This window comes from Embleya sp. NBC_00896 (assembly GCF_045207785.1).
Classification (GTDB): domain Bacteria; phylum Actinomycetota; class Actinomycetes; order Streptomycetales; family Streptomycetaceae; genus Embleya.
Window position 1 is genome coordinate 2358343 of the sequence record NZ_CP108776.1, and the last position, 13030, is coordinate 2371372.

The 13030-nt window shown below is 70.7% G+C and carries 12 protein-coding genes; 7 read left to right on the forward strand and 5 right to left on the reverse strand.

Annotated features, from left to right (window positions below; translation table 11 throughout):
- Positions 1-28: 28 nt before the first annotated feature.
- Both OG928_RS10480 and OG928_RS10485 read right to left on the reverse strand, forming a co-directional pair.
- Entirely contained in the window at positions 29-472 is a 444-nt protein-coding gene (locus OG928_RS10480) for a DUF3052 domain-containing protein (RefSeq protein WP_161361132.1), read from the reverse strand.
- Positions 473-664: 192 nt separating this feature from the next.
- Positions 665-889 (reverse strand): DUF1918 domain-containing protein, encoded by a 225-nt coding sequence (locus OG928_RS10485; RefSeq protein WP_406282093.1) that lies wholly within the window; start codon positions 887-889, stop codon positions 665-667.
- A gap of 377 nt (positions 890-1266) precedes the next feature.
- On the opposite strand from OG928_RS10485, the gene aceE reads away from it, so the two are divergent.
- The 3 genes from aceE to OG928_RS10500 all read left to right on the forward strand — a co-directional run bounded on the left by aceE (position 1267) and on the right by OG928_RS10500 (position 6796).
- Positions 1267-4002: a pyruvate dehydrogenase (acetyl-transferring), homodimeric type gene (aceE, locus tag OG928_RS10490; protein ID WP_406282096.1), complete on the forward strand. Its 2736-nt coding sequence runs from the start codon at positions 1267-1269 to the stop codon at positions 4000-4002.
- Between the two features lie 248 nt (positions 4003-4250).
- The gene (locus tag OG928_RS10495) at positions 4251-5639 is read left to right on the forward strand and encodes a hypothetical protein (RefSeq protein ID WP_406290892.1); all 1389 of its coding nucleotides are present in this window, start codon (positions 4251-4253) and stop codon (positions 5637-5639) included.
- Positions 5639-6796 carry an ARPP-2 domain-containing protein gene (locus OG928_RS10500; RefSeq protein ID WP_406282099.1) on the forward strand — a complete coding sequence of 386 codons (1158 nt, stop codon included), beginning with the start codon at positions 5639-5641 and terminating at the stop codon, positions 6794-6796. The genes OG928_RS10495 and OG928_RS10500 overlap by 1 nt, the downstream gene beginning before the upstream one ends.
- 65 nt (positions 6797-6861) lie before the next feature.
- On the opposite strand, the gene OG928_RS10505 is transcribed toward OG928_RS10500, so the two are convergent.
- The 3 genes from OG928_RS10505 to OG928_RS10515 form a co-directional block, all read right to left on the reverse strand.
- Positions 6862-7860: an aldo/keto reductase gene (locus tag OG928_RS10505; protein ID WP_406282102.1), complete on the reverse strand. Its 999-nt coding sequence runs from the start codon at positions 7858-7860 to the stop codon at positions 6862-6864.
- Positions 7838-8290: a MerR family transcriptional regulator gene (locus OG928_RS10510; RefSeq protein WP_406282105.1), complete on the reverse strand. Its 453-nt coding sequence runs from the start codon at positions 8288-8290 to the stop codon at positions 7838-7840. Before OG928_RS10510 ends, OG928_RS10505 begins: the two co-directional genes overlap by 23 nt.
- A 91-nt stretch (positions 8291-8381) precedes the next feature.
- Positions 8382-9119, reverse strand: a complete 738-nt coding sequence (locus OG928_RS10515) for a pirin family protein (RefSeq protein WP_406282108.1) — start codon at positions 9117-9119, stop codon at positions 8382-8384.
- Between the two features lie 325 nt (positions 9120-9444).
- Between OG928_RS10515 and OG928_RS10520 the strand changes: the two genes are divergently transcribed.
- Genes OG928_RS10520 through OG928_RS10535 form a run of 4 tightly spaced genes read left to right on the forward strand, consistent with a single transcriptional unit; the run spans position 9445 to position 13025 of the window.
- Entirely contained in the window at positions 9445-10419 is a 975-nt protein-coding gene (locus OG928_RS10520) for an ABC transporter substrate-binding protein (protein WP_406282110.1), read from the forward strand.
- A gap of 10 nt (positions 10420-10429) precedes the next feature.
- Positions 10430-11482 (forward strand): FecCD family ABC transporter permease, encoded by a 1053-nt coding sequence (locus OG928_RS10525; protein ID WP_406282113.1) that lies wholly within the window; start codon positions 10430-10432, stop codon positions 11480-11482.
- Positions 11479-12306, forward strand: a complete 828-nt coding sequence (locus tag OG928_RS10530) for an ABC transporter ATP-binding protein (RefSeq protein ID WP_406282116.1) — start codon at positions 11479-11481, stop codon at positions 12304-12306. Before OG928_RS10525 ends, OG928_RS10530 begins: the two co-directional genes overlap by 4 nt.
- On the forward strand, positions 12303-13025 hold the full coding sequence (locus tag OG928_RS10535; protein ID WP_406282119.1) for an adenosylcobinamide amidohydrolase: 723 nt from the start codon (positions 12303-12305) through the stop codon (positions 13023-13025). Before OG928_RS10530 ends, OG928_RS10535 begins: the two co-directional genes overlap by 4 nt.
- Positions 13026-13030: the final 5 nt, after the last annotated feature.

The window sequence follows — 13030 nt, forward strand, 5'->3', positions numbered from 1 at the left end:
TCGTCTGCTTCGACCGCAGTGGCGTGGGTTACTTCTTGCCGCTGCGCACCGCCTTCGGCGACACCAGACGGGTCGCCGACCAGTCCTTTACAGCGGCGAAACTCGTCGTACGGGCCAAGCCCGCCGTCGGCGCGGCCTCACCGATATCAGCGGGTTCTACATATCCGTCCCGGCCGGTCTTCGGGGTCAGCAGCCAGATATGGCCGCCATCCGTGAGCGTGGCGAGGGCATCCACGAGGGTGTCGACAAGATCGCCGTCGTCCTCCCGGAACCACAACAGAACGACGTCGGCAACGTCTTCCTCGTAGTCCTCATCAACGAGTTCGGTTCCGGTGAGCTCCGCGATCTCCTCGCGCAGCTCCTCGTCCACGTCGTCGTCGTAACCGAGCTCCTGGACCACCTGTCCGGGCTGGAACCCAAGTCGAACGGCCGAGTTGGCCCGTTCTTCCGCGTGGTCCGCGGTCGCGCTCACGAATTAACCTCCCTTGTCCGGCCCCACAACGCTTCGGGGCTCACGCGCGTAAGTCCACACGCGCCAGGCTGTTCGCGCAAGTACCCAGGTCACGTACTCGCGCAAACGCCACACGGCGTGCTGTGCGGAAGCTACCCCCAGCAGGCATGGATCACGCAACGTATTCGAGGGTCCAGCCTGACAGACGAAAACTCACCAGGTCCGCCGGGGCCGCCCCGCGGCCGGGTCGGCACCTCCGAACCGCTCGATCACCGCGTCCGCGCCGGGGATCACCAGCCCGGTGTGCCCGTCCTCGAACCGGACCACGTACGGCGGTGCCCCGTCCGGGCCCCTGACCTCGACGATCTCCCCGAATCGATCCGCGCGGCCGACCGTGTTCCCGTGCACGTGGAGCCGGTCGCCGATCTGTGCCCGCATGGCTCTGACCTCCTGGTCGAAGGGGTGCGAAAGCACCCACACCCCCCAGGGAACTACGCCAGTGCGCTGTGCGTAAGAGAGTCGGCGTAAGGTCTTGGAGGTTCACGATTGCATCACCCCGCAATCGAGAACCGCCGCGTGGAGCGTCCGGCGACAGTCGGACGATCAGGGCAGCTCCGCTCCTTTCGCGGTAACCGAACACGGATCGGGCTCGGTACATGTGGCGCAGGCGGGCACCCCGCCGGTCCATTACCGGTCGGTAGAGATGACGGATCCACGTCCGGGTACCACGATGGGGACGGCGCGACACCGCTCAGGGTGGTCGACCCCGCTCTCGCGGGGAGGGTCCCCATCTACCGATAAGGCGAAGGAACAGCGTGGCTTCCGGACGAGAGCGCTTCTCGATCATCAGCGACGGCCTCCCGAGCCAGCTCCCCGACATCGATCCGAACGAGACCGGGGAATGGCTGGAGTCGCTGGACGCAGTCATCAACGAGCAGGGCCGCCAGCGAGCCCGCTACATCATGCTCAAGCTGCTCGAACGGGCCCGTGAACGACAGGTCGGCGTGCCGGCCCTGCGCAGCACGGACTACATCAACACGATTGCCCCGGAGAGCGAGCCCTGGTTCCCCGGCGATGAGAACATCGAACGGCGCATCCGTGCGTTCGTCCGATGGAACGCCGCGATCATGGTGTCGCGGGCGAACCGCCCCGGACTCGGGGTCGGCGGTCACATCGCCACCTACGCGTCCTCGGCGAGCCTGTACGAGGTCGGCTTCAACCACTTCTTCCGCGGCAAGGACCACGGGGAGTCGGGCGACCAGATCTACTTCCAGGGACACGCGTCTCCCGGCATCTACGCACGTGCCTTCCTGGAAGGACGCCTCAGCGAAGCTCAGCTGGACGGCTTCCGCCAGGAGAAGTCGGCCGCCCCCAACGGGCTGCCGAGCTACCCGCACCCGCGGATGATGCCCGAGTTCTGGGAGTTCCCGACCGTCTCGATGGGCCTCGGCCCGCTCGGGGCGATCTACCAGGCCCGGTTCAACCGGTACCTGCACAACCGGAACATCAAGGACACCTCGCGCAGCCACGTCTGGGCCTTCCTCGGCGACGGCGAGATGGACGAGCCGGAGTCGTTGGGCAACATCGGGCTGGCGGCGCGTGAGGAACTCGACAACCTCACGTTCGTCATCAACTGCAACCTGCAGCGGCTCGACGGCCCGGTGCGCGGCAACGGCAAGATCATGCAGGAGCTGGAGTCGTACTTCCGCGGCGCCGGCTGGAACGTGATCAAGGTCGTCTGGGGTCGCGACTGGGACCCGCTGCTCGCGCAGGACACCGACGGCGCGCTCGTGAACAAGATGAACACGACGCCCGACGGCCAGTTCCAGACGTACGCGGTGGAGTCCGGTTCGTACGTGCGCGAGCACTTCTTCGGCGACGACGCGCGCCTGCGCCGCATGGTGCAGGACCTGTCCGACGAGGACATCCAGAAGCTGGGCCGCGGCGGGCACGACTACCGCAAGGTCTACGCGGCCTTCAAGTCGGCTCGCGAGCACGTCGGCCAGCCGACGGTGATCCTGGCGCAGACGGTGAAGGGGTGGACGCTCGGCCCGAACTTCGAGTCGCGCAACGCCACGCACCAGATGAAGAAGCTCACCAAGTCGGACCTGAAGGCGTTCCGCGACCGGCTCTACCTGCCGATCACGGACGAGCAGCTCGAAGGCGACGTCCCCCCGTACTTCCACCCCGGTGAGAAGTCCGAGGAGATGGAGTACATGCGCGAGCGGCGCGCCGCGCTCGGTGGTTCGCTGCCGCAGCGGCTCGACCGGTCCAAGCCGCTCAAGCTCCCCGGCGACCCGGTCTACAAGGTGCTGAAGAAGGGCTCGAAGCAGCCGGTCGCCACGACGCAGGCGTTCGTTCGGCTGCTCAAGGACCTGATGCGCGACCCCGAGATCGGCAAGCGTTTCGTGCCGATCGCGCCGGACGAGTACCGCACCTTCGGCATGGACGCCATGTTCCCGACGGCCAAGGTCTACAACCCGCACGGGCAGACCTACGACTCGGTGGACCGTGAGCTGCTCCTGTCGTACAAGGAGTCGGCGCAGGGTCAGATGCTGCACGACGGCATCTCCGAGGCCGGTTGTGTGGCCTCGCTGATCGCCGCGGGATCGACGTACTCGACGCACGGCGAGCAGATGATCCCCGTGTACGTCTTCTACTCGATGTTCGGGTTCCAGCGCACGGGCGACCAGTTCTGGCAGATGGCCGACCAGCTCAGCCGCGGCTTCGTGCTCGGCGCCACGGCGGGTCGCACCACGCTGACCGGTGAGGGTACGCAGCACGCGGACGGCCACTCGCAGCTGCTGGCCTCCACGAACCCGGCCTGTGTGGCCTACGACCCGGCGTTCTCGTACGAGGTCGCGCACATCGTCCAGGACGGTCTGCGCCGGATGTACGGCCCGGACGCCGAGGACGTCTTCTACTACATGACGGTCTACAACGAGCCCATCGCGCAGCCGGCGGAGCCCGAGAACGTCGACGTGGACGGCATCCTCAAGGGTCTGTACCTGTACCAGGAAGGTCCCGCCAAGCAGGGCGCGCTGCGCGCCCAGATCCTCGCCTCCGGTGTCGGTATGCCGTGGGCGCTGGAAGCGCAGAAGCTGCTCGCCGAGGACTGGAACGTGGTCGCCGACGTCTGGTCGGCCACGTCCTGGAACGAGCTGCGGCGCGACGCGGTCGCGGCGGAGGAGCACAACCTGCTCCACCCCGAGGCCGAGCCGCACATCCCGTACGTGACCCGAGTACTCGACGGCCGTCCCGGCCCGGTGGTGGCGGTCAGCGACTGGATGCGGGCCGTGCCGGACCAGATCTCGCGGTGGGTCCCGGCCGACTTCGCGTCGCTGGGCACCGACGGCTTCGGCTTCGCGGACACGCGCGGCGCGGCCCGGCGCTTCTTCCACGTGGACACCGAGTCCGTCGTGGTGGGCGTGCTGTCCGAGCTGGCCCGACGCGGCGAGATCGAGCCCGGAATCGTGTCGAAGGCGATCCAGCAGTACGAACTCCTGGACGTCAAGGCGGCCGGCGTGGGAACGGTCGGCGGCGACGCCTGATCCGAAGCGGTAGTTGCGGCCCCGGTCCGAAGACGGACCGGGGCCGCAGTCGATATTCCCGAGCCTTCGCGGTCGGGTGTGCCTAGACTCGGGATCGCCGGCCGCGGGACTTCGGCTGCGACTTTCGGAATCGCCTCTTAAGCGCCCCTTCGCTGTTCGCGCCTCCATTCCCCGGCCGGCTTTTGCCTGTTCGGCCGAGAGGACACGTCGTGGATCGCCGGGAGCTGGCCGCGTGCGAGGACGTGGTGATGTTCGTCAACGCGGCCGTGACGTCCACCGGACAGCGCGAGTTCCGCGACGACGCCGACGCGCAGCGGCTGTCGGTCGGCTTCCTGCACGAGTACGTGCTCGGCAACTACCGCGAGCTGTACGCGGCGACCCTCGCGCTGGACGTCAACGACTTCAACGCGGCGCTGATCGTGCGACACCTGCTGGAGTCCAGCCGTGACCTGACCCCCCGGGTGCGTCGCCGCGAAGGCGAACTGATCGCCCGCCGGCTCGAACTGATGGCCCCTCAGCGGGTCTACAAGCTCTTTCGCGAACTGGCTCGGCGCGGCGTCAACAACCGCCGCACGCGCGCGATCATGCGGGACTGGACGGCGCAGCGCCGCGACCCGGTCTTCGACGCGGTGAAGTATCGGACCGGGGTCAAGGCGACCGTGCGGCACGCGCACCTGGACGTGCCCGACGAGACCGGGGCGTTCCTGTTCACGGCCACCCGCAAGGTCCCGGTGTTCACGACGGGGCTGTTCGAGACCTGGCGTCAGGCGCACTATTCGGCGACCGCGCTGTACGACCTGCCGTACACGGTCGCCGAGGGGCTCGCCTCCAAGCACGGGATCAAGCGCGCGCAGTTCCTGGAGAAGATCGCGCCGCGGTTGACCCGCCTGGAGCGGTTGCGCCTGCAGGGAGCCGGCGAGCGGGCCGGGGCCGGGGCGGTCAAGGCGGAGCCGGCCGTGATGCCGCTGACCCGGCTCGCGTCGTACGTCCTGTCGCTGCCGCACGCGACGCGCGTGGCCCGGCACGACGAGCTGCATGGGGCGTTGAGCACCGCCGCGCACCGGGTGGCCGGTGAATCGGCCGGTTCGTGGGGGCGGGTGGTCGCGGTGCTCGACGACAGCTTCTCGTCGTTCGGGTCGACGGCGAAGCGGCAGCGGCCGCTGGCCGTCGCGCTCGCGTGCCACTACCTGTTGCGGGCGCTCGCCGCGGACTTCACGGGGCTGTGGACCTCGGGTGCGCACGATCCCCTGTTCGTGCGGCCGAGCGGGCCCACGCCGCTCGGCGAGCGGCTCCTGGACGCGCTCGAGCTCGCGCCCGAGCGCCTGGTCGTGGTCTCGGACGGGTGGGACAACAGCCCGCCGGGGCTGGCCGCCGAGGTGCTGCGGGTGTGGCGCGAGCGGTTGGATCCCGAGGCGGCGACCACGGTGGTGCACCTGAACCCGGTGTACGACGCGGAGGGGTTCGACGTGAAGCGGCTGTCGGCGAGCGTGCCGACGGTGGGCGTTCGCGACGCCGAGGACGTCCCGGCGCTGGTCGAGCTGGCGCGCTTCGCCGAGGGGCGGGCCGGGTTCGACGAGCTGCACCGCTATCTGGCGGACCGTCAGGACCGTTTTCGGAGCCGAAAGGAGGCGGTGTGATGAGCGAATTCGCGTTGACTGGGCTGACCGCGCGTCCCGCTCAGGTGTGGGGCGCGGTCCGGCTCGTGCCGCTGGTCCGGGACGAGCCGATCACCGACCTGCGCCTGGACCAACGCGTGTACGGGGCCGGGGACCCCTCGATCGTCGACGTCGGCGACGGCACGTTCTACCGCTCCTTCGTCCCGCACGCGTTCGTGGCGTCGTGGGACTCGGGCGAGGCCCCCTCGGCGGCCTTCGGGACGCAGCTCCAGGAGCGGCCGGCGACGCCGCGCCGGGCGAAGGTGCGGGCGCCCAAGCGCGTGTTGCGGCGGATGGCCCGCGGGGTGGACGGCAACCGGCTGCGCTTCCTGCCGATGCATCTCGCGATGGAGGGCTATCTCGCGCTGCACTTCGGCGGCCCCGCGATGGTGTGGGAGGAGTGGACCGACCGGGCCGTGCGCCAGGGCCTGTCGCCGCGGATGGAGGAGGCGTTCTGCGGGGCCTGGGTGCGCGGATTGGCGGACGCGCTCAGGGTGTTCGAGATCCATCCGGGCCAGTGCGGCGTCGCGCTGTTCGTGGCGGACGCGCCGGCGAGCGTATTCGTGGTGCCGAACCCGATGGACTATCGGGCGCTGCACGCGACCGTGCTGGAGGACATGTTCGGGGAGGCGTTGTTCCACTACGCGAACTACGTCGACGCGGTACCGGACTTCGTCGCGGCGATCGATGCCGATCGGGTGTCCTCGCTCGCGGACCTGCGCCGCGAGGCGGCCGCCCAGCACGAGGGGTGGGGGCGGTTCCACGACCTGATGGTTTCGGGGCTGACCGGCGAGGACGCCTACACCCACCGATTCGTGTACCGGCTGGGACCGTACGAACTCTCGCGCTTTCTCCCGTCGTTCCGCCTGGACGCGGAGAACCACATCGGTGAGCGGATCGTCCACGAGGACGGCCGGCTCGCCTACTGCAAGACGTTCCTGTTGTCCGCGGCCCAGGTCCGCCGGGGGCACCTGCTGTCGGTGCTGCACGCGAGCGGCTGGGACCTGATCGCGGCGGCGACGGCCTTGAACACGACGCCTTCGGCGCTGGCCCGCCGGATCACGGACTCGGGCTTCGAGAACATGCTGCGCCCGGAAGTGGTCGCCCGCCTGGAGCGCGAGGGTCGCCACCCCGCCTGAGACCGCCCCGCCTGAGACCACCCGCCCGCGGCCGCCCCGGGTGGGGCGGCCTCGGGGCCGGCGAATCAGTCGCGGTCGTTGAACGTCGCCGCCATGTTCGGGTAGCGGTCGCCGGAGACCTGTGCGGCGATCGGCTCCAGTGCGGCGAGTTCGGCCTCGGTCAGGACCAGGTCGACGGCCGCCACGTTCTCTTCGAGGCGGTGCCGCTTGGTCGTCCCCGGGATCGGCACGACCGACAGGCCCCACGCCCGGGTGCGCGACTGCACCCAGGCGAGCGCGACCTGCGCCGGCGTCGCGCCGTGCGCGGCGGCGATCACCCGGACCGGCTCCAGTATCGCGGCGTTCGCGGCGGCGTTGGCGCCGGTGAAGCGCGGCTGGAAGCGGCGGAAGTCGCCCTCGGGCAGCGTCTCGGCGGCGGCCCAGGCGCCGGTCAGGAAGCCCCGGCCGAGCGGCGAGTAGGCCACCAGCGCGGCGCCGACCTCGCGCACGGCGGGCACCACGCTCGCCTCGATGTCGCGGGTGAACAGGCTCCATTCCGACTGCACCGCGGCGATCGGGTGCACCGCGGCGGCGGCGTGCAGTTCCTTGGCGGTGACCTCGGACAGGCCCAGGTGTCGCACCTTGCCCGCTTGGACCAACTCCGCCATCGCGCCGACGGTCTCCTCGATCGGGACCCGGACGTCGCGGCGGTGCATGTAGTAGAGGTCGATCACGTCGGTGCGCAGCCGGCGCAGGCTCGCCTCTGCGGCCTGCCTGACGTAGGCCGCGTCGCCGCGGATCTCGCGCTCGCCCTCGGGCGAGACGGTGATCGCGAACTTGCTCGCGAGCGTGATCCGTTCGCGCCGGCCGCCCTCGGCGAGGAAGCCGCCGAGCAGTTCCTCGTTGGTGTGCGGGCCGTAGACGTCCGACGTGTCGAACAGGGTCACGCCCAGGTCGAGCGCGCGCTCCAGGGTGGCCACCGACTCGTTGTGCTCGGCGCCGGTGTAGAAAGCGCTCATGCCCATGCAGCCCAGCCCCTGGGCGAAGACCTCGGGGCCGTCGTTACCCAGCTTCAGAGTGTTCATCGTCATCGCTCTCCGCGTACGTCTCGATCTTGTAGTCGATGACGAGCAGGCAGCTCTGGAGATCGCTGATCCGATTGCGGACCTCCTCGCGGTGGTCCACCAGCAGCTGTCGGCGCGCGGCCCGGGTGTGATCGCCCGCGCGGACCAGCTCCGCGTAGCGGATCATGTCCGCGACCGGCATCCCGGTCAGCCGCATCTTGCCGACGAACTCCAGCCAGGTGAGGTCGTGATCGCTGTAGCGCCGCCGACTTCCCCGCCCGTTCCCGTCTCGTCCCGTCCGGGGGCCTTCGCGGCTCACGTGCTGCATCAGGCCGATCCGCTCGTACCAGCGCAGCGTGTGTGCCGTCAGGCCGGTGCGCTCGACCACCTCGCCGATCGAGTACTTCCCGACCTCGTAGTCGTCGGGGGTGCTCAGCCGCACGGCCGTCATGATGATGCCTCCGGTGGGAAGCCCGCCCCGGTGGGGCGGGCGTGTCGGGAACGCTACGGAGTTGGAGCGCACTCCAAGCAAGCACGAATGCTCACGCGTCGACCAGCTCCGCGTGCATCTCCCACACCAGGACCTCGGCGGGGGTGTCCGGCAGCGCCGTGATCCGCTGCCCCTGGGCGTCCGTGATCCGGACCGCGTCGCCCGCGGCCAGCGGTCCCGCGCCTTCGAGGTCGACGATCCCACGCGCGACGAACACGTGCGCGAACGGGGCGTACGGGAGAGTGGCGGTGCCGCCCGCGGGAAGCCGTGCGACGTGCAGCGCGGCGTCCTTCTGGTGGATCCGGATCGCCGCGTCGTGGCCCGGGCGCCCGGAGGCGATCGGGACCAGGCCACCGCGGTCGAGCTCCGCCCGGACGTCGAGCTGCTCGTAGCCGGGGGTGATCCCACCCTCGTCCGGAACCACCCACATCTGAACGAAGTGCACCGGCTCGGGCGCGCCGACGGCGTCGTTCCGCTCCGAGTGCAGGATGCCCCTGCCCGCGCTCATCCGTTGGGCGAGGCCGGGGTGGATGATCCCGCTGTGCCCCTCGGAGTCCTGGTGCACGAGGGCGCCCGACAGGACCCACGTGACGATCTCCATGTCCCGGTGCGGGTGGGTGTCGAAGCCGGTGCCCGGGGCCACGACGTCGTCGTTGCTGACCAGGAGCAGTCCGAAGTGGGTGTTGTCCGGCGCGTAGTGCCGGCTGAAGGAGAAACTGTGGTGTGAGTCGAGCCACCCGGCACGCGTGTGGAAGCGGTCGCCGGCCCTGCGCACGTCGAAGCGGGTCATGGCCCCTTCAACCACGGACCCGGCGTCGCCTGTTCCCCACCGGTTGGGGAGGGATCGACCCGAAACCGGCCCCCGTCACCGAGGGTGAACAGCCCCGTTGATATCGTTCGCCCGTCGGCGGCCGGTTGTCGCCGACGGTGTCGAACGCAGCGAAGTCCGGTGTGATCCCGGTGCTGTCCCGCAACTGTGATGCCCCGCCCGGCCCAGGGCCGCGGGGACGAGCCAGGTCGCCTCGTCCGCACACCGACGACATCGGCCTCGCAGGAGGGGCGATCCGTCTCCACGGGTCCCGAAGCCTGTCGCGCCCGAGGACCTGGAGACTTCGTTGAGATCCGTTCCCCTGCTTCGTTCCGCCGCCGTGCTGCTGCTCGGCGCGCTCGTCCTCACCGGTTGCGGTGACTCGGACGACTCGAAGGACAAGAAGGACGTGGGCACGCCGTCGACGCCGGGTGCCGCCGCGGACGCCAAGGCGTTCCCCGCGACCGTCGACTCGAACGGCGCGAAGGTCACCATCCCGGCCGCGCCGAAGAAGATCGTCTCGCTGGCGCCGAGCGCGACCGAGATGCTGTTCGCGATCGGTGCCGGCGGCCAGGTCACCGCCGTCGACGACCAGTCGAACTTCCCGGCGACCGCGCCCAAGACCAAGCTGTCGGGCTTCAAGCCCAACATCGAGGCGATCACGAACTACACGCCCGACCTGGTGGTGGCCTCCGACGACACCGACGGCCTGGTCTCGGCGCTGAACAAGCTGAAGATCCCGGTCGTGCTGACGCCGGCCGCGAAGTCGTTCGACGACACGTACACGCAGCTGAACACCCTGGGTACGGCCACCGGCCACACCAAGGAGGCCGGCGAGGTCGCGGCGCGGATGAAGACCGACATCGCGGCCGTTGTCGCCAAGACCCCCAAGCCCGCGAAGCAGCTCACCTACTTCCACGAGCTGGACAACACCCTGTACACCTCGACGTCCAAGACCTTCATCGGGCAGGTGTACGCGCAGTTCGGCCTGAAGAACATCGCGGACGAGGCGGACAAGGCAGGCACCGGCTATCCGCAGCTGTCCGCCGAATACCTCGTGCAGGCCAACCCCGACCTGGTCTTCCTCGCCGACACCAAGTGCTGCGGCCAGAACGCCGAGGTCGTGGGCAAGCGACCCGGCTGGGACAAGGTGACCGCAGTGCAGAAGGGCGGCGTGGTCGCGCTCGACGACGACATCGCCTCCCGGTGGGGCCCGCGCGTGGTGGAGCTGGTCCGGGCCGTGGGGGACGCGGTCACCAAGGCCGGTGCGACGCAGGGCTGACGTCCACTTCGTGAAGGATCCCGTTCGCACCCGGCACCGGCCGGCGGTGCTGCCCCTGGTGTTCACGGGCGTGCTGCTGGTCGGTGTCGTCGTGCTCGGATTGACCGTGGGCGCGGCCGACCTGCCCGCGAGGGGCGTCGTCCTGGCCCTGCTCGACCGGTTGCCCTTCGTCGACCTGGACGACGGCCTGTCGCCCGTGCAGTACTCGGTCCTGATGGATCTGCGGCTGCCCCGCGTGTTGGCCGCGGTGACCGTCGGCGGCCTGCTCGCCATGGCCGGCGCCGGCTACCAGGGCGTCTTCCGCAATCCGCTCGCCGACCCGTACCTGCTCGGCGCCGCGTCCGGCGCCGGCCTGGGCGCGACGCTGGTGATCGTGTACGCGGACGGCGAGAGCGCGGCCGGCGTCCCGGTCGTGCCGCTCGCGGCGTTCGTGGGCGCGATGGGCGGGGTGCTGCTCGCCTATGTGCTCGGCGCGACCGCGAGCCGGTCCTCGGGCACCGCCAACCTCGTGCTCGCGGGCGTCGCGGTGGCCCAGTTCCTGTCCGCCGCGCAGACCTATGTGCAGTCCGCCAACACCGACGAGCTGCGCCGGATCTACTCGTGGATCTTCGGCCGACTCTCCGGCATCGGCTGGAGCGAACTGCGGATGATCCTGCCGTACGCGCTGGTCAGCGTCTTCGTGATGCTGGCGCACGGGCGGCTGCTCGACGTCATGTCGGTGGGCGACGAGGAGGCCGCCGGGCTCGGCGTGCGTGCCGGGCGGGTGCGTCTGGTGGTGCTGATCGCGGCGTCCCTCGCGACCGCGTCGGCGGTCGCGATCAGCGGCCTGATCGGCTTCGTCGGGATCGTCGTGCCGCACATCGTCCGGCGCTTCGTGGGCGGCAGCTATCGGCGCGTGCTGCCGATGTCGCTGCTGTGCGGCGCGGCGTTCCTGGTGCTCACCGACATCGTCGCGCGCACGCTCACCGCCCCCGGCGAGCTGCCGATCGGCGTGGTGACCGCGTTCGTGGGCGCGCCGTTCTTCGTGTTCGTGTTGCGCGGCACGCGGGGGGTGGACGTGTGAGCGCGCGGTTGACGCTGCGGGGCACCGGCGTGGACCGCGACCGGGTCCCGGTCCTGCGCGGGGTGGACGCCGACATCGCGCCCGGCGAGTGGCTCGCGGTGATCGGCCCCAACGGCGCGGGCAAGTCGACGCTGCTCAAGGCGATCGCGGGCCTGCTGCCCTACCTGGGCGAGATCGGCGTGGACGGCCGGGCGGTGCGCGGGCTGTCGCAGCGCGAGCTGGGGCGCGGGATCGCGTACACCGCGCAGAGCCCGGTGGTGCCGCCGCAGATGCCGGTGCACGAGTACATCCTCCTGGGCCGTACCCCGCACCTGGGCTACCTGGCCCGGCCCGGACGACGCGACCGGGCGATCACCGACGAGGTGATCGAGCGCCTGGACCTGGGCCCGTTCGCCGACCGCGAGGTGGGCCGGCTGTCCGGCGGCGAGCGGCAGCGGGTGGTGCTCGCGCGGGCCCTGGCCCAGCAGGCGCCGGTGCTGCTGCTGGACGAGCCGACGACCGCGCTCGACCTGGGCCATCAGCAGCAGGTGCTGGAGATCGTGGACGGGTTGCGCCGCGACGACGGGCTCACGGTGGTCACCACGCTGCACGACCTCGGGGTCGCCGCGCAGTACGCGGACCGGCTGCTGATGCTGGTCGACGGGCGCGCGGTGGCGTCGGGTTCGGCCGCCGAGGTGCTCACCCCGGAGTCGATCGCCGAGCACTACCAGGCACACGTGTCGGTCGAGCCGGGCCCGGACGGGCGCCCCCAGGTGCACCTGATCCGGCCGCCAAGGATCGGTCGGGACGTCGACGTCGAGGACGTCGAGGAGGGGCCCGCGTGAGCACGATCCCCCAGCCGCGCGAGGGCGCGGCCCTGCTCCGTCCCGAGCTGGTCTACCGGGACGAGGACGGCACACGCCGGCCGGCGTTGGTGTGGCGGGCCGGTCCCGGCCGGCGGATGGCGTCCTCGGCGCTGCTCGGCGGCGGCATCGGCGAGCGGGCGTGGGTGCTGAACATGCAGGTGCGGCCCGGCTACGACCGGATGGATCCGGTGACCCATCTGGGTGAGGTCGCCGCGCCGCTCGGTCTGACCGGCACCGGGGTGGGTCTGCTGACCGCCGCCGAGGTCGCGGCCTGGACGTACGGCGCGGACGAGGGCGCCGAGGCGGCCGTCACGACCGGCGTCGGCCTCCCGACCTGGGCCGCCTCCCCGGCCGAGGGCGCCGCCGGTTCCCCGCCGCCCGGCACGATCAACATCGTGGCCGCCGTCCCGGTCGCGTTGTCCGACGCGGCCCTGGTCAACGCGGTGGCCACGGTCACCGAGGCGAAGGTGCAGGCCCTGCTCGACGCGGGCTACGCGTGCACCGGAACGCCCTCTGACGCGGTGTGCGTCGCAGCCCACACCCCGGCTCCCGGCATCCCGCCGGAACCCTTCGGCGGCCCCCGCTCGCCATGGGGCGCCCGCCTGGCCCGAGCGGTGTACGCGGCAGTCCTACACGGCGCCCTGGCCGACCGCGAACGCAGACGCGTCGCCGCCCACGACACGACCAGGACCTCGTGATCGAC

Excerpts from the sequence above, each read along its gene's own strand:
- OG928_RS10500 (WP_406282099.1), top strand. The coding sequence starts at position 5,639 with ATGAGCGAATTCGCGTTGACTGGGCTGACCGCGCGTCCCGCTCAGGTG.
- OG928_RS10485 (WP_406282093.1), bottom strand. The coding sequence starts at position 889 with ATGCGGGCACAGATCGGCGACCGGCTCCACGTGCACGGGAACACGGTC.
- OG928_RS10515 (WP_406282108.1), bottom strand. The coding sequence starts at position 9,119 with ATGACCCGCTTCGACGTGCGCAGGGCCGGCGACCGCTTCCACACGCGT.
- OG928_RS10510 (WP_406282105.1), bottom strand. The coding sequence starts at position 8,290 with ATGACGGCCGTGCGGCTGAGCACCCCCGACGACTACGAGGTCGGGAAG.
- OG928_RS10495 (WP_406290892.1), top strand. The coding sequence starts at position 4,251 with ATGTTCGTCAACGCGGCCGTGACGTCCACCGGACAGCGCGAGTTCCGC.
- OG928_RS10505 (WP_406282102.1), bottom strand. The coding sequence starts at position 7,860 with ATGAACACTCTGAAGCTGGGTAACGACGGCCCCGAGGTCTTCGCCCAG.